Raw genomic sequence first — 20,918 nt, 5'->3', positions numbered from 1 at the left:
TATAAAAACCTCATCCCTTTTTATGGGCTGAGGTTGTGGATTTCTTGTATGTTTAATTTTTGAAATCAATTAATGATCGCAACTCCGGTTCCTCTGTTATTATGCGGGTGGACGGACACCATCACCTTGTCCTGGAAGCTCAGAGGATTACTCATGTATTCAATTTGGCTTGTAAAGCAACCTTAACCAATTAAGAAGCAGACTTTACCAAATTGAATAGAAGATTCTATACGATTGATTGCATGACCAAATTGATTAAGTGGATACATTTGATCTAAAACAGGCTTAATTTTATACGTTTGAATAAAATCGAGCATCTCTTTATATTCTTCAGCACTTCCCATGGTTGTTCCTAAGATGTTAAATTGCCCCGAGAAGAGTTTACGGATGTTGATTTTAACTTCTTCTCCAGAGGAAACTCCAAATGTAACCACAGTCCCTCCTGGGCGTAACTGATCGAGCGACTTGTTAAATGTAGCAGCTCCAACACTGTCAATAACAAGATCCATTTTTTCTCCACCGAGTGCTTTATTCCAATCTTCATTACTCTCAAGGGCTTTGTCTGCACCAAGTTCAAGGGCTTTTTCACACTTATCCTTTGAGCGGGAAGTAACAAAAACGGTGGCTCCTACTGCTTTTGCAAATTGTAATAAAAACGTTGCTACCCCACTGCCAATTCCGGGAATAAGTACTTTCATATTCGGGTGTAAGCGCCCCCTCGTAAACAATACACGGTACGCTGTGAGAGCTGCAAGTGATAATACACCGGCTTCCTCCCAAGATAAATACTCAGGTTTCTGTACAACATTATCAGCAGGAACAACAACGTATTCCGCTAAAGTCCCATGAGTAGGGTGACCGAGAGTTTCAAAGCCTATCGGGGGAGCATCACTTTTTTCTCTCCATCCAAGCCCGGGGTTAATAATTACTTCATCCCCAGCTTGGACGTTTAACACTCCTGCGCCTACTGCATCGATTACTCCAGCACCGTCTGAACCAATAATGATTGGAGGATCGGTTGATTTATGGCCCTTATTAATGACTAAAAGATCACGGCGATTGAGCCCTGCCGTTCTTAACTTCACCCTTACCTCTCCAGGTTTTAGCTGAGGCTCCGCAATGTCCCGATAAGAAAGCCCTTCAAAGCCTGTTTTTCCCTCATGAACAATTGCCTTCATGTGTTTCACTCCGATTTTAAGTGTATTGTATTTACTAAATCCGAACACGTTAGTGAACTTTAACTTTCCTTTGCGGTAAAACAGCCCTAGTCAAAATACTAGAAGATTTTGTGAAAAGTAAAAACTTTTCTATATTAAACCCCACACTTTACCCGATCCCAGGATTGCCCCATTCCCAACTCCCGTAATTTATACTTTTGAATTCGCTGAGTTGGTGTTCGAGGGAAATCTTCAACAAACTCCACATACCTAGGGATCATAAAAGAGGACATATGGTCTTTGCACCAATGGATCAAATCCTCCGGATCCAATTCTTCTCCAGGCTGTAATCGAATGTATACCATGACTTCTTCTTCACTTAATTCATCCGGGACCCCTACAGCTGCACATTCTAACACTTTAGGGTGTTCGGTAATCGCTTTCTCTACCATGTAAGATGAAATATTCTCACCGCGCCTGCGTATTGAATCTTTCATTCGATCCACAAAATAAAAGAATCCCTCTTCATCCCGATAGCCCCGGTCCCCCGTGTGAAACCAGCCTCCTCTCATCGCTTCTTCGGTCTTATCGGGCATTTTTAAATAACCTTCCATTAACACATGTTCTTCGAGAGGTTTAACGACAATTTCGCCCGTTTGACCCACAGGAAGTTCTTGATCATTTTCATCAAAAATCCGGACATCAAAATGAGGTAATGGCTGACCGCATGAGCCAATACGATAATCCTGCATTGTATTGTACAAGCAAGCTGTTGCAGTTTCAGTAGATCCATAACCTTCCAATAACTGGATATTAAATCTTTCCTCACAAGGACGATAGATTTGTTTAGGAATAGGTGACCCAGTTGCTAAACGGACTTTATGTTGCCGTTCATATTCATTCACCGGCTGCTTATAAAGGATGGAAAGCATGGCACCAATAAATTTAAATATCGTAACCTCATAACGAACCATGTCTCGCCAGAAATTGGAAGCACTGAATTTTCTCGCTAATACTAATGGAGTTTTGGTCAGAAGGGCCGGCATCGTCGTTACTTGTTGGGCATTCACATGAAACAAAGGCAGACAAGTGTATATCCGATCTCCTTCTTTAAACTCATAAATGGTTTTTGCGGTATATTCACCTGTTTTAAAATAGCCGTTATGACTTAACATGACCCCTTTGGGCAAGCCCGTCGTCCCGGAAGTATATAAGATACACATCAAATCGCTTCGTTTCACCTTTTCATCCGCATAAAAAACTTCCGAAGCGGTTTCCAATACCTCTTGATAAGAATGGACGGTTCCATTGATTTCCATGTTAGTCCCGCCAACACAAATCGTATGCTGAATATTTTCTACTTGACTCTTAATCTCAAGATAGAATGGATAAAAATCATCATGAATAAAAAGCACCTTGGCTTCAGAGTGATTTATAATATAAGACAGCATCTCACCTTTGGTAGTGGTATTAATGGGCACCATTACAGCGCCAATTTTGGCTAATGCAAACCATGTAAATAAAAATTCAGGTGAATTTGCCATGATAATGGCTACTTTATCTCCCTTACCTACTTCCAGTTTGGATAGAATGTTAGCCACGCGGTTAACATTGCGATTTATCTCTTCAAACGTATAGATTTTCTCTTCAAAAAAGAGCCATTCTTTTTGCGGGTCTTCTTTCGCCACCTGTTCTATGAGCATGCCAACACTTTGCATCTTCAAGAAACAACTCCTCCCTTTCCTATCGATCGAGTTCTAAACGTAAAATCAAATTCCCCCACGATTTTCCGTGTACATCCAGATTTAAGGACCTAGATACGCCACCGGACAAAGCCTCTTCCATAACAAAATTAAGAGCCTTGATCCCATCAAACTCGTATCTTTGTATTTTTCCTTTGACCAGTTCGCCAAACAACTCAGCTACTTTCTCCACGGTTACTTCTCTTTTCAACCAATCAAAATCTGTTTCATTATAAGGAATTACTCCTACATTGGAGGTATCCCCTTTATCTCCTGATCTGGCAAAAGCCACTTCTCTTAACTGGACTTTAGGCATACTCAAACCTCCTTTACCTGTACATTGTATTGGAACTGGTTTCTAGGCACGGATGTGGAATACATGGCTAAAACTTCGCGAACATTCTGCCTGAATCCACCCCCACCTGAAGGTCCAAAAAATTGCCATTCTACTTCCTTCCCTATGGCTTGGGCAACTTTCTTATCTTTCGTACGAGCTGCGACACGCACCCGAACATCATGTAAAGATTCTTTTGGCAAGACTGAAGAACCTCCATAAATACTGTCCACACCGATGATGTCTATTCTTAATTCTTCGATTTTTTCACCATACCGTCGATTAATCCTTTTATACAATACTTCCCTGCTAAGTTCTGCACGTTCGGAGGCGCCAGGTCCTGCAAAAGATACCTCTCCTTCACCGATATACCCTTCGGCAACACCTACTAAAACTTTTAATGTATCAGGACGAGCTTGTCCTGTTGTACCATAGAAAGACACTCGATCTTTTGTCACTTCCTCAACTTTAGCATGCCTTACATTACAAGTTACATCAGGTGTTCTATATTGTTCAGGATCATGAATCTCATATACCAATTGGGCTTTTACTGTTCCTTCTGTTACTATGCCGCCGGTATCGTCCAATTTGGTAATAATCGCATTCCCTGATGGATCCATTTCCGCTATCGGCAATCCTAAATTATCTAATCCGTGAACAATCCGATAAGGAGGATCAGCAAAATTCCCCCCAGTCACATGGCTTCCACATTCAATTAAATGCCCGACTATCGTTCCTTGTGCAATTTTATCCCAGTCGTCCAATGACCAATTAAATTCATAAGCCATGGGCCCAACAAATAAGGACGGATCGGCCAGTCTACCGCCTATAATAAAATTGGCTCCTCTCTCCAGTGCCTCGACAATCGCTTCAGCTCCAATATAAGCATTAGCAGATATCACCTTGCCGCTAAGTTGACTGAGCGGTTTTCCCGTTTCCCACAATATGGGATCAATCGATTCAATCTTATCGTAAATGTCATCTCCTGTGATGGCTGCAAACCTAACATTTCTAAGGCCCAATTCCTTACATATCTCCAAAGCTTTATCTACTGCGGCAATCGGATTGGCCGCTCCCATGTTTCCAATTACTTTTAATTTCCCTTTATCCACATATGGAGCAAATGTTTTAATCATTTCCTCCAATCTTAAATCATACCCCGATTGCGGATCATTATTTTTTCTCATTTGTGCAAGTGCCAACGTGCGTTCAGCTAAAGAATCAAAACAAATATAGTCTAATTCGCCTTTTTCCACCAAATCAATTGCTGGGATTAAATCATCCTCAGCGTAAGCAGATCCGCCCCCAATACGTAAAGCACTTTTCATAAACTTTCACACCTTCCAAACATATTTATTTCATTTTCATCACTTGTAGGATAATTGCATGTGTCAAAGCTATGAACGTTATGTCTTACTTCACCCGAAACTTATCAGGATTCCTAATGTAAGACATTCCGTTTTTATCTCCTTCCACTTCCTACTTGTTTTATAAAATATTAATGCAAAATATATGCCAACAAAAAATACGGTTGAAATATGTATTATCGCTATGTTTAGATACGTAATCTTAATGTGATTTCCCATTTTTTAATGCAATTCTGCATAATGGTAATTCAGTTTTCAGATTCGCTTTTGCTCCAAATACCAACGAGGTACTTGAAGTAGGGATTTTGAGGAATTAAGGCTTCGATACAAACCATTTCAAAGGGAATTTTGCTTATCTTTAATTGAACGCAACATAACAACCTACTCCCTTCAAACTAAACTAACTATACACTCAGCCATAATGCGGTAATGTTTTAAAATATTGATACAAAAAAATAGCTGCCGAGAAACTCGACAGCCTGGCAAGTCATTTGCAATTCCACTGTAATAAACGCTGTAGCCCGTTACCTCTGATAACGTAATTGAAAGAAAAGATCACAGGATATAGCAGCGACGGAGAGTCCTGTTGGAATATACTTAAAATGCCTGAGTTTACCGGAATTAAATCCCGAAAAACGCAGGCACCGCCTTACATATTGCATTTATATTTCACATTCCCCTAAAATGCTTGTTAAAACAGGGTTCCTGTTATTTGACAGATTCGCCCCCATCCAAGGAGATTTGTGTTCCGGTGATGAAGGAAGACTCATCAGAAGCAAGGAACACCGCTGCGCCTACAATATCTTCCGGATCACCGATTTTATTGAGCATCGTTCTCTCGGCATCGCGTTCTGCTGCCCCCGGTTCGGACAAACGTACCCGATTTATATTCGTTCGGATGACTCCAGGGGCAATCGCATTTACGCGAATTCCTAAACCGCCAAGCTCCAGTGCCATATAGCGAGTCATCGACGCAACAGCCCCCTTAGAAGCGCCATAAGGGACAATATTGGGTGCTGCTTTACTGGCCCCCATAGAGGAGATGTGAATGATCGCTCCGCTTTTCTGTTCAACCATGACACGCGCAGCCTCTTGGCTACAAAGGAAAACCCCCCTGCAGTTCACATCCATTACAAGGTCATAATCCTCATCCGTCTGTTCCAAAAAGGGCTTTCGCACCGTGATTCCGGCGTTGGCCACGAGAATATCCAATCGTCCAAAACGATGTTCAGTTGCCTCGATACTTGCTTTTACACTTGCTCGATTCGCAACATCAACATGTTGAACTAGCCACATGTCTTCAGGAAATCCGGATCCCAATGCAACCTGTCGGGCCGCTTCCTCATTTATATCTGCAAACACGACTCGTGCACCCTCTCTAAGATATCCCTTTGCAATTGCCGCACCCATTCCAGATCCTGCTCCCGTGACTAAAGCTACTTTATTTTCAAGTCTCATAACGATTCCCTCCATATTAATGTTTTTATCTATGCCCAGCTCGCCAATGACGTCCAAAACTAGATTTTCAACTATTAATTATGCAATATTCATGCCAATGGATATTAGTAGTAACCCTTCATGAATTACGTCTAACTATATAAAATTAATGTAATTGTGCATTTTTTAATGCGAATTTCACACTGGAGTTGGCAAATTATATTTGATGAGTGCTTTTTCTTGTGAACGACTTCTCTACGTCAACAAAAGAAAAATAGTTGGTTATTTTCCAAACTAAATATATTGAAACTGAGGTTATTGTATTTTCTCTAATGTTTCTTTCAATGTCGTTACATTTCTTTTTTTATTTCCATGCAAGAAGTAATATAAAATAACATCAGCTAAAACCACTATTGTCATTATGATATATAAGTTTGTAAAACCTAAGATTGGAATTAATAATCCAAGTAAAAATGGTCCAAAACCAGCACCGATATCTACAAATATAAAGAAAGTTGATGTTGCCAAGCCCATACGATTGCGAGGTGAAATCTTAACAGCTATAGCCTGAGCACTTGGAATAAATCCCCCATATCCTAGTCCGATAAAAGCTCCAGATAATAAAAACATATATCCTTGGTGAACATGACTTATTATCAAAAAACCTATAGCTAAACAAATAAGAGCAGGATAAACTACATAATTTTCTCCTTTTTGATCAAACAATCGTCCTGTGAATGGTCTTGATACAATAGCAGCTACTGCATATATTATAAAGAAGAAACTGGCTATATCGACTAAATTAATTTGTTGTGCATATGTGGTAAGAAACGAGAGAATACTAGAATAAACAGCACCTATTATGATACTTACGATTGAAATTGGAAGAGCTTTCGGTTCAAAGAAATTGCTTAGCTTAAACCCTTTTGTGCTATCTAATTGCTCCTTAATACTTTCCTCTTTAGGTATCTTTAGAAAAATAGAAAATAAGAAGGTTATCACTATTATTACTGTACATACAACAAAGTTCATATTAAATCCTAAATTCTGATTAATAAATATACCGAGAAATGGACCAACAGCAGAACCAAGCGTTGTACTTAAACCATAGTAACCCGTAGCTTCGCCCCTACGTACATCTGGAATAACACTTGATACAATTGTTCCTGTTGCAGTTGAGGCAATTCCAAATCCAATACCGTGTAAAAAGCGTACAATTAATAGAAGAGATAAGTTTGTAACGGTAAAATAAAGAAGTATCGTTATAATCGAAAAAATAATTCCAGTAAAGAGGATTTTCTCCCGTCCAATAAGATCTATATATTTACCTGAATAAAGACGTCCAAAAAGCATTCCAATGATAAAAATACCTGCAGCCAACCCACTCATACTTGCTGAAGCATGAAATTTATCTGTTGTAAATACGGTAATACTGGCAATTAATAAAAAATGAATAACATAAAGAAAAAAATTAATCAAAGAAACAATTAAAAAATCTTTTGACCATAATTTAGGTTTATCCAATTTTTATCTAACCCCTTTTAAATATTTGGTTTATCCCGTAAGGGAAAATAATTTTTCTACAAATTTCAGACAATTGTATGAGGATAGATTTAAATAACTTGGGAATTAGTAGATCAATTAAATTTGCTTGATTTATCCTAACCATTTTTATACAAAAGAATCAAACTACAATTACAATTTAACCTAATTGTAGTTTGATTTTTCCAATTTTTTCAAATTCTATTATTATTCCAAAATGCCCTTTAAAATAATACTCTTAACCTGTGTAACCTCTTCTAAAGTAATCGTGAACCCTTCTCTGCCAATACCACTCTTCTTGTATCCACCAAAAGGACTTAATAAATTTCTGTAACCAGCATCTCCATTTAACGTTACACTTCCGGCCTGCATTGCTTGAGCAACTTTCATAGCTTTCTTCATATCTTTTGTGAAAACACTGCTACAAAGACCATAGATGGTATCATTTGCTATTTCAATAGCTTCTTCAATCGTATCAAAAGCTATTATTGGAAAGACTGGTCCAAATATTTCAAAATCATGGGCAACATCCATTTCTGTCGTCACTTCATCTAATACTGCTGGCGTATAATAAGCACCATTTCTTTCTCCACCATAAACAAGCTTTGCACCCTGTTTTACAGTTAATTGAACCTGTTCTTCCACTTCCTTAGCAGCTTTCTCGCTGATTAGTGTACCTACTTTAGTATTTGGATCTTGAGGTTCACCAATTGCGATTCCTTTAAGCTGTTCAATAAGTTTATCTCTAAATTCATCTTTCCGTGAACGATGAATGAGAAATCTCTTTGGAGCGGCACAAATTTGACCGTTATTATTAACAACCCTCCCAGCTATAGATTCTGACACGGCAAAGTCCACATCTGCATCATCTAGAACAATTTGAGGTGCGTTTCCACCCAATTCAAGTCCGAAGGGTATTAAATTTTCAGCAGCCATTTTTGCGATTTCATATCCTACTTCCGTACTTCCTGTAAAACTTACTTTTGCTACTCTTGGGTCTTCTACTAATAACTTTCCTAATTTACTCCCACTACCAGTTAGAAACTGTATTGCATTTCCCGGAATACCAGCTTCTAGCATAAGCTCGCCTATTCTCAAAAGATGCAGTGGATTATCACTCGGAAGCTTACAAATAACCACATTTCCAGCAACTAGGGAAGGTGCTACTTTGTGACTCCATAGGGACACTGGTGAGTTAAATGGAACAATACAAACAATAGTTCCAAGAGGTTCGCGTATGGTGAATTCTATATCTTTTTCTTTCCCTTCATGAACTCCAATAGGCATTGTCATACCTAACATATTGTTTGCCGTTTCCATAAATCCGCTGAAAATTTGTCGGATCAATTTAAATTCATTAATAGCTTGCTTAATCGGTTTCCCCATTTCTTTTGATAAAATTTCCCCTAATTCATAAAGATGTTCATCTACTAAATCAATGAATTTTCTAATTATCGTTTCTCTTTTATGCAGTGGATAGGATCCCCATTCTTTTTGTCCCTTAAGTGAATTTTCAAGTGCAGTGTTTACATCTTCTGCAGTTGCTGCCGGAACAGTATCAAGCAATTCACCTGTAGCAGGATTAATTACTTCAATTGTTGCTTTATCAAAAGCGTCAACTTGTTTTTCGCCAATTAACATTTTCATTTAAGAAATTCCTCCTTTTGACTAATAACCACTATTGAACCTGCCGACAGTTTTTAAGAAATTCCTCCATGTTGTCGAAGCTCCAAACATCGTTCATCTCCTTGCCAAGCAGGATGTGGATTCGGTCAGGTTCTCTCCATACTATTCTTATATCTTTACTTCTGTATCTATTAATCTCTCAGCGCAATAATTGTTCCAAATTAAAAATCTTCCTATTTTCTTTTATCCATTTAGAATGTTCATATTATTAAAATAATAATTCATATATTCAATGTATAATTAAAAATGCCGTGCAAATTCCCTCGGAACTGCAATACTCTTTCTTTCTAAAAGATCGAACGTAACCAACGTGGTTACTGCTTCCGAGAGCAGTTCATTGTGCTGATTATACATGACGTGCCTTAACGTAAAGCTCGTGTTTCCCATTCGCATCGGAGATACAACAATTAGAAGTGAATCACCTAATTTTGCCTCCTTTAGAAATAGGATTTCCAGTTTCTTCAAAGCCACCCCCAAATTCCGTTCACGCAATTCTTTACGGGGTAATCCTGATTTTTGAAACCATTCAATACGGGCATCTTCAAAGTAAAAAATATATTTTTTATTATTCATGTGTCCATACAAATCTATATCATTATCGTTAACCTGAATTTTCCTAACGATTTCCATATATCCACCTCATTGGTGAAATACAAGATTAAGGAGAGAACATGAATTCCTCCATGATGATTTTGCCTACCAAAAAAGCTTGTCGTATATTTGCATTTTCAAATCATTCCTATTTTGACTACAATCCTAAATCCTTAGCTACGGAGTTTCGAAGTATCTCACTCGTTCCACCACCGATACGCTGGAGAACAGACTCTCTATAATGTCTTTCCATCGGGAAATCAGGTGTTACCGAATACCCACCCAATACTTGCATACCCTGATTGGCAATTCGATTATAAGCTTCTGTTACATAGATCTTAGCGAAAGAAGCTTCCGTTCTACTTGGAATCTTTGCATCTATCCGTTTGGCTAAATCATAGGTAATAAGACGAGATAAATGTGCTTCCATTTGCATGTCAACCAACTTATGCTGAATGACTTGAAATTTACTGATTTGTTGTCCGAATTGTAACCGCTGCTTGGCATATGTAAGCGCGGTATCTACCGCGTTTCGCGCGGCACCTGTTGTCATGGCGGCAATCGAAAACCGTTCCTTCGTCAAATTGGTCATCAGATGCTTCCATCCGTTGTTTAATTCACCTAGCATATCATCCTTGTGAACGCGAACATCGTTATAAAATACTTGATAGGTTCCAAGCGACTGGGATACCATAGTATCCATACGTTCAATTTCAATACCTGGTGTAGTTGGATCTACAAAAAACAAGGAGATTCCTTTATGTTTGGGTACCGTTGTGTCTGTTCGTGCAGCCAATACCGTTCTGGTTGCGATGTTTACTTGGGAATTAAAAATCTTCTGCCCGTTGATGATATAATATTCACCATCGCGTACCGCTCTCACTTGGATGGAAGCGGCATCGGAACCGGAATTCGGCTCGGATAAGCTTAAGGATGATCTGAATTCTCCCTTCGCTATTAATGGAAGATATTTTGCTTTCTGTTCTTCTGAACCGTAAGTTAATAAAGATTCAGCCCCATGAACAGATGCTCTGTAAACCATAGTTGCTAACTCAAGGTGACCGTAGGCTAGTTCTTCCAGTATTATTCCTAGCTCTACAAATCCTAATTCTGCTCCACCGTATTTCTCGGGGATTAAGACGCCTAGCCAACCCATATCTGCCACTTTATGAAAGGCTTCCCAAGGCACTATTTTTTCTTGATCACATTTACGGGCATATTCATGCGGCACATGCTCTTTTACAAATTTGCGTACGGTATCGCGTAACATTAACTGTTCTTCTGTAAAACCATAGTCTTTCACGTCTTTCACGTCTTTAACATCCAACATCATTTATTGCTCCCTTCGTTATCGGTCTATGATTTTGGCCGCCCAAACTGTTTTAAGCGCAATCTCGCATTACTCGAAGCATTCTTGCGTATATTACAGCGGAAAGCATCATATCAAATTTCCTGGAATCCCCTGAATCCATGATGTAAATTTCTTACGTTTCTGTATCCCTACACCACCTATGAATTTAATGTTTGGAAAAAACTCGAAGGTAACCGTGATGAGTGCTACTACTTTCTTTATTTTTAATAATGCAAAATGCATGCCAACCTAAATATCTATTAGAACGTGAATCTACATTGACTGAAAATATTGATTTAATGCAATTTTGCATTTTATCGTGTAACATTGCATGATTTAAAGGTTTATGTGGTTTGAACAAGGAAAGTGAAAAGTGGCTCACCTTTTGCAAGACGAGCCACTTTATTAAAGCATTTACCCCTTTCGTACCTTTTCCCAACAGATACTCTTCACTATTTTTATATCGTTTATTGTGTATCTATTAATCTCTCAATGTTAATAGATCCGGGATACTACCATGCTTCCTGAAGCAGTGCAAGGGCCTCTTCTATGCTGATCGGCCGGGGGTTGGTGCGGATGTAGAAATCCCCCATTGCGTTCTGTGCAACCGCCGCCAGATCCCGCTGAGGAATCTGAAGGTCGCGCAGATGCACTGGTATACTCAGATTCCGGAGAAAATCAGTTACAGCCGTTGCCGCCAAAGCAATTCCCTCTGCCTCCCCCTTTCTAACGTCAAGGGCGGAGATCAAGTGTGGATGGCCCGGTGCGGTGATTTCTCTCATAAAACGCATGCCTGGCCCAAGTACAGCGCTAGCCACGTGGCCTTGTGGGAGATGTTCATAGCGGGCCCGTAAGGCATGGAAGAGCCCGGTTACGATGCCGAGGCCGCGGTTGGGCAAGGCATCTGCAGCGCGTGAACGAAGAAGTGAGGCTACCGCAAGCTGGATACGGACGGATGGATCGTCCGGTAGCCGGACCAACTCGGGCAGATACTCTAGGGAAAGGGCCAAGGCCTCGATCAAATCGCCGCAACTGAAACCATTCACGCCAGGGCAAAGCAACCCCTCCACCGTTTCGGCCAACGTGATCACAGCACTGTTCATGTAGAGTGCCGGATCTTCCATGCCAAGTGCCGCCGGGTCAAGGATAATGGCAGCAGGCCTGCTCTTGGGGTCAAATAGTTCGAGCCTCCGGCGCTGCACAGGATCGCGCACACCTCCACCGGCCGCAATGGCTGCTGAGGTAGGTGTTGTAAGCACTGTAATGTTGGGTATTTTCGGCTGCATGAGCCGCGGACTCACAGGCGGTTTTCCTGGCGGATACTGGGTGCACAGGTCGTGAGCCGTTCCGTCCTCACCAAGGAGAATCACAGCGGCCCGAGTTGTAATTACGGCGTTGAGATCACCGACGGCGATCAGCAGATCGGCGTCGGCCTCCCGGGCAGCCGTAACGCAAGCCTCCACAACTGGCAGGGGTGATTCCTTTTGAACACCGCTGAAGGTTCCGGCATAATAAACGCCCAGTGAATGACGAATGGCGTCGAGAAGATGGTTTTCACGAGCAACACTCTCGCCACAGACGATAAACGCCCGCTTTGATCCAAGGCGCTCAGCTTCCTTTCCTAATTGACTCACGGACCCGGGGCCGGCATGAATCCGGATTGCCGGGGCAATGTAACGAAATGATGTAGCAAGTTCCACTTCGATCACTCCTCATTTCTTTTTCTTAGAACAGATATTGGTGGAAACATCTTCCTTTAATATCTGTTCTAAATTTTTTCCCAAAGGATGAAATTTTCAACCGAAAAAATTTCCGCTAATGCAACAGGCCATGGAGTACCCGTTTTACATCATATGAAGGGACGCGGCAGTACAATATCACCGTATGCAATTGAAATGCCACTGGTATTTATCCTATGGTAACCATGGGCATATTTCCTTTCTTACTTTTCCCAATAATTAGGGCATCTGCTGCTTTTACTCCTTGACCCTGGTCAAATACCATGATTGGATTCAGATCGATTTCTTCGAATTTATTTTTTAAACAAGCAGCCATAATACTAACCTTATGCAAAGTCTCCGCCAAGGCATCTATATCCACGGCGCTTTGCCCGCGCACACCTTTTAAAAGTGGATATGATTTAATTTCCTGAATCATCTTCAATGCCTCGGTCTTGGAGAAAGGCGCCATTCTATAAGTGACATCTTTTAAAACTTCAACAAATATTCCGCCTAATCCGAACATCACAACCGGACCAAATTGGGCATCATTCTTGACACCAATTATGACTTCCTTCGACGGACGCACCATTTCTTGAACCATGACTCCATTGATGCGGGCCCCTTCCGCTTTTTTGGCATTATTGATTACATAGTTAAATCCTTTCTCCAACTCTTCCTCGTTAGAGATATTTAAGACCACACAACCAAATTCTGTCTTATGCAAAATATCGGGAGAATCTATTTTTAACGCAACAGGATAACCGATCGTTTCGGCGGCTCTTCTAGCATGTTCGATACTGGATACCAATTCGCTCTTTGTAACAGGCACTTCAAATTGCTGGATAATCGATTTGCTTTCATGTTCTGAAAGAGCATGGCCTTGGTACAAACGATTTTCATATTCTTTAAGCAGTAAGTTCTCGGAAAACTTACGATCGATATTAACCTTCTCGGAATAATGAGGTTTCTTGTGAATGAGAGAGATTACCGAAATCATCTCTTCAATGCTTTGGAAGCACGGGTAATTTGTTTTCAATAATCGTTTATAATCCGGTTCGTTTACCTCTCCAGTGAACCAGCAAATGAATACAGGTTTAACAAACTCATGTTGGGCTTTAATCAAACTATTTGTGATTGTTTGACTATAAGACGGAGGAATCGTAGTCAAACAAAACATGATCATATCAACATTTTCGTCATTTTCAAGCGCCTTTGCAATGTTAACTAAAAGCTTCGGATTTTTTGAAATTTCCCCTGTACCATCAACAGGGTTGGCAAAGCTGGCAAATGGCGGAAGGAATTGTTTTAAAATCTCAATGGTTTCTATTGAAAGATCCGGTATTTTCAAATCAAGTTCATCTGCAATATCCGCTATGACACTTCCGGCACCTCCCGAGATGGATGCAATTCCTAAACGATTTCCCACTTTTTTACCTTTCCATTTGGCCAGCGTTTCAGATACGAGCAACAGTTCATCCATGGTGTTAACGCGAATGATTCCCTGCTGTTTAAACAAAGCATCATGTACTTGATCCGAGCCTGTAAGCGATCCTGTATGAGCTTGAGCTGACTTCGCCGCTCTTTCTGATTTTCCAACTTTAAAAACTACCAGCTCTTTTCCTGCTTCTCTACATACTTCAGCAGCTTCGACAAACGCTTTACCATCCCTGATTCCTTCGATAAAAGCCGCAACCACTTCCGTATTTACATCATTCGCCAAGAATTTGATATAATCGGCTATTTCCACATCCGCTTCATTACCTGCTGAAATTACATAGCTAAAGCCTGCTCCATGTTTTTCAGCTCTTCCCAAAAAGGAACTTAACAATGCCCCGCTTTGCGAGATAAAGCCAATTTTTCCTTTCGGCAAGTGATCTTCCCACAGACCTCCCGATGTACTAAGTACTGCTTGCTGATGTACATTGACAATCCCCGTACAGTTGGGTCCACAAATTCTAAAATCATGGTTAGTACAAATTTCCTGTAATTCTTCTTGTAGCTGTTTTCCTTCTTGAGAGTTTACTTCAGCAAAACCAGATGAAATCACTACTGCTGATTTAATTCCTTTTTGTATACTTTCCTCTATAATAGGAATTACTAACTCTCTCTTTACTCCGATTATTAATGTATCGATATAATCAGGCAAGGATTGAATGTCGGGGTATGCTCTATATCCCATGATAGAATCGTACTTCGGATTGACAGGATAGATTTCCCCCTTGTATCCAAACTTAATTAAGTTGTTCATTAGTCCTGTTGCGCCGGTTTGCCCGACTTTTCTGGCATCGCCTGAAACGCCTATAATGGCAATGCTTGTCGGATTCATTAAATAATTTAAATTCCGTTTCATTTGTTCATCATCACTTTCTGTCTAGTATAATAATAAACAATCTTTATAAACCCAAATCGATCATCTTTTTTTACATAGATGACAACCTGACCGTATAACCCTTCAGCTTCTTGAGAGGTTAATAGAGCTTGGTAACCAGAATTAACAATACAGCAAATAGTCGAAATCGGTACCTGAATTCCCTTTTGTCTCATTGCTTTATAATTTTGGCCTTGTCTAGCGAAGTGGTAGCGCTTGCATAATAGATATCAGGATACTTCCTACAAGATGAAGTGATATTTGCTTTGTAATTGTTATCCACCGTATTGAACAATTCCGGGATGATGATGCTTCTATTTTATTTTGTGAGACTAAATCCTGAATCCATGACAGAAGGTGGTTGACTTTGGTAATTATTAGTAAGCTACTAGAATACCTCCCTATGTCACTATTTAATTCAGAAGGTCAGATTTTTGGTCATACCAAATAGAACCTACTTATCTTAAAATTTTTTCTAGTTAATTTATTGCTAATCAGTAAATGGTTTAGCTTGCTCAGTTTCCCTTACTTGAACTCCACACCATTCCTCAAACATTTTAATCACATTTAACATATCTTCATCTCCTTCGCCTTTAGCCATCGGAATGCCAAAGATCTGGTAGACAGAATTTGAAACAAAAGAAGGTACCTTTAGTTCTTTAGCAACTTGGTTAAATAAACCGATATCTTTGCCCATTAAGTTGACGGAGAAATTAAACTTTTTATCTGGAAATACATAATTAGGAAACTTGTTCATTGTTGCATCATTTCTCCCCCCGCTGGCACTAATGACTTCCATAGCTTTTTGAGGGGATATGCCCGCCTTTGTTGTCACCATGATTGCCTCTGAAGTGGCAACTAAACAGGCAGCAGACAAAAAGTTATTTGCCACTTTAAGTGTATGCCCAGCCCCATTCGGACCGACATGAATGATCTTTTTCCCAATCGTTTCTAAAATAGGTCGGCATCTTTCAAATATGTCTTCTTTGCCGCCGACCATGATTGCTAAGGTTTGGTTGATTGCGCCCACCGCTCCACCGCTTACTGGGGCATCAAGCATTTCAATCCCTTTATCATCCAGCATTTGTGCCAATTCCCTTGTGCTTCCAGGATCGGCCGAAGTCATATCGATTACAATAGTGCCCTTCCTAGCTTTGTTTAAAATCCCTTCGGGTGCTAACATCAACTCCTTTACCTGTTTGGAAGTCGGCATGCTTATGATAATGACATCGCTTTTTTCAACCACTTCTGCTAAAGAAGAAGCGCTCTTTGCCCCAGCTTCCAACATTTCATTAAAAACCGCTAACTTCATTTGGAAATCAGGTGCAAGTGGGGAGAAACCGCTGTTTGCATCAATTTCTTTTCGATAAGTAGGCAAAACAAGGGTATAACCGTTTTTGGATAAGTTATAACACATTGGTAACCCCATCGTACCAAGACCGATAAAACCAATTGCTTCACTTTTCATCTCATTTTCTCCCTTAACCTAACTCAGTCCTCAAGTTGGACCGTTGTAGCTCCCGATCTAACAATAGCGATATGAGAAAAATCCGATTCCGCATTGGCGCCATGCCAATGCTTTAACCCCGCTGGAATACAGATAACATCGCCTGCAGCAACTGCCCATTCCTCATCATCTGTTGCAACAATCCCCTCCCCCGCCGTAATGATGAGGATCTGGTCACTGTTATGAGTGTGAAATTTGTTTCGAACTCCCTTAGGGAAATTGACGCAACCTATGTGAAAGTCCTTGCTTTCATCAGGAGCCACCAATGTTCCGCGCAATACTTCGGCGGTAAATAATTCCGCATTCGAGCTTCCCAACTTCATTTCACTTGATTTTATTATCTTCATATAATTAGCACTCCTTTGTATGAACTAGTAGCAGTCGTTTAAAGTTCAGTACCTTTTAAAATAGCTTTGTATTTATCAGACAACAGCGGAATTACTTCAAACAGACCGCCGAGGATACCGTAATTCGGGATGTTAAAGATCAACGCTTCAGGATCCTTATTATTCGCTCACAATTACATTGAGGTTGGGAATGCCCGTAAAGCGATTCCTACGAAGTAATACCACCATTGACATTAATTTAGGATCACGCAAAGTGATATGAAATGTCTTGCCCAATTCAATGTTTCCATCTTGGCTAAATGTTCTGCATCTGACGTACCAAATCTCCGATTTTGTACAAAGGACAATGATGCTCAAATGCATTTCTGTAGCATCTGGACTATAATCCTAAATCCTTAGCTACGGAGTTTCGAAGTATCTCACTCGTTCCACCACCGATACGCTGGAGAACAGACTCTCTATAATGTCTTTCCATCGGGAAATCAGGTGTTACCGAATACCCACCCAATACTTGCATACCCTGATTGGCAATTCGATTATAAGCTTCTGTTACATAGATCTTAGCGAAAGAAGCTTCCGTTCTACTTGGAATCTTTGCATCTATCCGTTTGGCTAAATCATAGGTAATAAGACGAGATAAATGTGCTTCCATTTGCATGTCAACCAACTTATGCTGAATGACTTGAAATTTACTGATTTGTTGTCCGAATTGTAACCGCTGCTTGGCATATGTAAGCGCGGTATCTACCGCGTTTCGCGCGGCACCTGTTGTCATGGCGGCAATCGAAAACCGTTCCTTCGTCAAATTGGTCATCAGATGCTTCCATCCGTTGTTTAATTCACCTAGCATATCATCCTTGTGAACGCGAACATCGTTATAAAATACTTGATAGGTTCCAAGCGACTGGGATACCATAGTATCCATACGTTCAATTTCAATACCTGGTGTAGTTGGATCTACAAAAAACAAGGAGATTCCTTTATGTTTGGGTACCGTTGTGTCTGTTCGTGCAGCCAATACCGTTCTGGTTGCGATGTTTACTTGGGAATTAAAAATCTTCTGCCCGTTGATGATATAATATTCACCATCGCGTACCGCTCTCACTTGGATGGAAGCGGCATCGGAACCGGAATTCGGCTCGGATAAGCTTAAGGATGATCTGAATTCTCCCTTCGCTATTAATGGAAGATATTTTGCTTTCTGTTCTTCTGAACCGTAAGTTAATAAAGATTCAGCCCCATGAACAGATGCTCTGTAAACCATAGTTGCTAACTCAAGGTGACCGTAGGCTAGTTCTTCCAGTATTATTCCTAGCTCTACAAATCCTAATTCTGCTCCACCGTATTTCTCGGGGATTAAGACGCCTAGCCAACCCATATCTGCCACTTTATGAAAGGCTTCCCAAGGCACTATTTTTTCTTGATCACATTTACGGGCATATTCATGCGGCACATGCTCTTTTACAAATTTGCGTACGGTATCGCGTAACATTAACTGTTCTTCTGTAAAACCATAGTCTTTCACGTCTTTCACGTCTTTAACATCCAACATCATTTATTTCTCCCTTCGTTATCAATCTATCATTGAGACATCTTTAATTATTAACCTTAGTTGAGAATCTGTTCATAGTCCTCTTTACAATTAGGTAGACGGCTTCTCTTAAACTATAGCTGCCCTTCCGGGGCATCCTCTATCACATATACCTTCTCAATAATAGTATCTGCCGTCTCCCCTGCGACGGTTCCGCCCATTCTCAGGCGGACAATTACCCCATCTTGTGAGTGTTTTGCGTCAGCTACATCACCTTCTCCTTCAGAGCGTCCAGCGGCAACAGTGACTACCCGGTCGGGCTACCATGCTTCCTGAAGCAGTGCAAGCGCCTCTTGAGTGCTGACCGGCCGGGGGTTGGTACGGACATAAAATTCCTCCATGGCGTCATGTGCTACATCCTCAAGACCCGATTGGGGAATCTGAAGGTCGCGCAGACGTACTGGTAAACCCAGGTCCCGAAGGAGGTCAGTTATGGCAGTTGCAGCCAAGGCAATTCCCTCGGCACCGTCCTGTCTTATGCCAAGGGCTGCTTTCAGGTGTCGGTGGCCCGGGGCGGAAATTGCTCCCGTAAAATGCATGCCTGGCCCAAGTACCGCGCTGGCCGCGTGGCCTTGTGGGAAGTGGTCATAGCGGGCCTGTAAGGCATGGAAGAGCCCGGTAATGATGCCGTGGCCGCCACCGGTAGGCATGGCACCAACAGCGCGCGATCGAAGTAGAGAGGCAATCGCCAGCTGGATACGGACGGATGGGTCGTCCTGCCGTCGGACCAGCTCGGGCAGATACTCCAAAGAAAGGGTCAGGGCCTCGGCCAAATCCCCACAACTGAAGCCATTCACGTCGGGGCACAGCAAACCCTCCACAGTTGTGACCAACGTGGTCACAACTGTGTTTATGTAGAGTGACGTAGGTGCCGTGCCAAGTGCCGCAGGGTCAAGGATTATAGCCACAGGCCTGCTCTTCGGGTCAAACAGTTCAAGACGCCGGCGCTGCACAGGATCGCGTACCGCTCCGCCGGCCATAAAGGCTGCAGTGGTAGGTGTTGTAAGCACTGTAATGTTTGGTATTTTCGGCCGCATGAGCCGCGGACTGACAGGCGGTTTACCTGGCGGATATTGAGTACACAGGTCATGAGCCGTTCCGTCCTCACCGAGAAGAATCACAGCGGCCCGTGTTGTAACAACGGCGCTGCCACCTCCTACTGCGATCAGCAGATCAGCGCCCGCCTCCCGGGCAGCCGCGACGCAAGCCTCCACAGCCGGAAGTGGCGATTCCTTCCGGACACCACTGAAGGTTCCAGCATAGCGATTATCCAGTGACTGACGAATTGCGTCGATCAGCTGGGTCTCACGGGCTACACTTTGGCCACAGACAATGAATGCCCGCTTTGAACCGAGACGCTCCGCTTCCTTTCCTATTTGACTCACAGACCCGGGACCAGCATGAATCCGGGTTGCCGGGGCATTGTAACGAAATGATTTCACAGGTTCCACTTCGATCACTCCTCAGTTTTTTTTCCAAATATCATATTTCTTGCTTGTAATTCAGCATGAACGCTGAGTCTACTTTCACGGAATTTCAAGAATCTATGATGTAATTCTTACTTTTTTATATCCCTCTCCTACCAAGAAGGTAATGTTTATAAAAAACTATGTTTCGTATCCCATGATGGGAGCTACTAGTTTTCCTATTAATTAATAATGCAAAATGCATGCCAATCTAAATATCGAATAGATTCTTGATTCTCCAATGTCGGAATTTATTGATTTTAATGCGATTTTTCATTTTACGATGTAACGTCGCATTATCCAGAGTATTTATGAAACTAAAAGGAGTTATTTCCATAATCGATGAGGGATACAGGTACAGTTTGACAATACCTTTTTGAGGACGCTACCATTATTCACCAATCTAAACAAACCTCCACCCCAAATAAAATGAATAGATTGCTAACTTAATAAATGCAAATTTCATGCCAAAACCAAAAGAAATCACTCGTATGCTTGTTTTTTTATGACTAAATATATAATAGATTTGATGTAATTATCCTGTTATAATGTAAAACTGCATGCAATACAACATAATTTGTCCTATATAAATGTACGTTTTTTAATTTTGTAGGTTTTGGACAATGGTAGGTTTTGATATTACTAGCAGAAATTAAATGGATAATGGACATATTCTCTAATATGAACCACCTTTTTAATGGGGTAGTAAAT

Annotated in this window: 16 protein-coding genes; all 16 read right to left on the bottom strand. The window is 41.1% G+C overall.

The genetic code is table 11. The features are described 5' to 3' along the window. Positions 1–182 precede the first annotated feature (182 nt). The gene (locus ACZ9EE_RS01815) at positions 183–1,178 is read right to left on the bottom strand and encodes a zinc-binding dehydrogenase (protein ID WP_476024955.1); all 996 of its coding nucleotides are present in this window, start codon (positions 1,176–1,178) and stop codon (positions 183–185) included. A gap of 134 nt (positions 1,179–1,312) precedes the next feature. Next, complete coding sequence (locus ACZ9EE_RS01810; protein WP_476025057.1) at positions 1,313–2,875, bottom strand: ATP-dependent acyl-CoA ligase; 1,563 nt, start codon at positions 2,873–2,875, stop codon at positions 1,313–1,315. A gap of 25 nt (positions 2,876–2,900) precedes the next feature. Further along, positions 2,901–3,215 carry an AtuA-related protein gene (locus ACZ9EE_RS01805; protein ID WP_476024954.1) on the bottom strand — a complete coding sequence of 105 codons (315 nt, stop codon included), beginning with the start codon at positions 3,213–3,215 and terminating at the stop codon, positions 2,901–2,903. 2 nt (positions 3,216–3,217) lie between these two features. After that, positions 3,218–4,561, bottom strand: coding sequence for an acyclic terpene utilization AtuA family protein (locus ACZ9EE_RS01800; RefSeq protein ID WP_476024953.1), 1,344 nt, complete (start codon positions 4,559–4,561; stop codon positions 3,218–3,220). 747 nt (positions 4,562–5,308) lie between these two features. Next, entirely contained in the window at positions 5,309–6,058 is a 750-nt protein-coding gene (locus tag ACZ9EE_RS01795) for an SDR family NAD(P)-dependent oxidoreductase (RefSeq protein ID WP_476024952.1), read from the bottom strand. 294 nt (positions 6,059–6,352) lie between these two features. Beyond that, positions 6,353–7,561: an MFS transporter gene (locus ACZ9EE_RS01790; protein WP_476024951.1), complete on the bottom strand. Its 1,209-nt coding sequence runs from the start codon at positions 7,559–7,561 to the stop codon at positions 6,353–6,355. A gap of 225 nt (positions 7,562–7,786) precedes the next feature. Beyond that, complete coding sequence (locus ACZ9EE_RS01785; protein ID WP_476024950.1) at positions 7,787–9,226, bottom strand: aldehyde dehydrogenase family protein; 1,440 nt, start codon at positions 9,224–9,226, stop codon at positions 7,787–7,789. A 279-nt stretch (positions 9,227–9,505) separates the two neighbouring features. Then, positions 9,506–9,895: an acyl-CoA thioesterase gene (locus ACZ9EE_RS01780; RefSeq protein WP_476024949.1), complete on the bottom strand. Its 390-nt coding sequence runs from the start codon at positions 9,893–9,895 to the stop codon at positions 9,506–9,508. A gap of 118 nt (positions 9,896–10,013) precedes the next feature. Next, on the bottom strand, positions 10,014–11,189 hold the full coding sequence (locus ACZ9EE_RS01775; RefSeq protein ID WP_476024943.1) for an acyl-CoA dehydrogenase family protein: 1,176 nt from the start codon (positions 11,187–11,189) through the stop codon (positions 10,014–10,016). 530 nt (positions 11,190–11,719) lie between these two features. Further along, positions 11,720–12,907, bottom strand: a complete 1,188-nt coding sequence (locus tag ACZ9EE_RS01770; protein WP_476024948.1) for an iron-containing alcohol dehydrogenase family protein — start codon at positions 12,905–12,907, stop codon at positions 11,720–11,722. Positions 12,908–13,115: 208 nt separating this feature from the next. Further along, positions 13,116–15,254, bottom strand: a complete 2,139-nt coding sequence (locus ACZ9EE_RS01765; protein ID WP_476024947.1) for an acetate--CoA ligase family protein — start codon at positions 15,252–15,254, stop codon at positions 13,116–13,118. A 20-nt stretch (positions 15,255–15,274) separates the two neighbouring features. Then, entirely contained in the window at positions 15,275–15,472 is a 198-nt protein-coding gene (locus ACZ9EE_RS01760) for a hypothetical protein (protein WP_476024946.1), read from the bottom strand. 314 nt (positions 15,473–15,786) lie between these two features. Next, positions 15,787–16,764 carry an NAD(P)-dependent oxidoreductase gene (locus tag ACZ9EE_RS01755; RefSeq protein ID WP_476024945.1) on the bottom strand — a complete coding sequence of 326 codons (978 nt, stop codon included), beginning with the start codon at positions 16,762–16,764 and terminating at the stop codon, positions 15,787–15,789. Positions 16,765–16,787: 23 nt separating this feature from the next. Then, positions 16,788–17,150 (bottom strand): cupin domain-containing protein, encoded by a 363-nt coding sequence (locus tag ACZ9EE_RS01750; RefSeq protein ID WP_476024944.1) that lies wholly within the window; start codon positions 17,148–17,150, stop codon positions 16,788–16,790. Between the two features lie 379 nt (positions 17,151–17,529). Further along, a complete protein-coding gene (locus ACZ9EE_RS01745; RefSeq protein WP_476024943.1) occupies positions 17,530–18,705 on the bottom strand; it encodes an acyl-CoA dehydrogenase family protein in 1,176 nt (391 codons plus the stop codon). Positions 18,706–19,001: 296 nt separating this feature from the next. Beyond that, entirely contained in the window at positions 19,002–20,192 is a 1,191-nt protein-coding gene (locus ACZ9EE_RS01740; protein WP_476024942.1) for an iron-containing alcohol dehydrogenase family protein, read from the bottom strand. Positions 20,193–20,918: the final 726 nt, after the last annotated feature.

It is taken from the genome of Bacillus sp. URHA0034 (genome assembly GCF_056280405.1).
The sequence above is the reverse complement of the archived record's forward strand: the minus strand, read 5'-3'. Positions and strand labels throughout refer to the sequence as shown.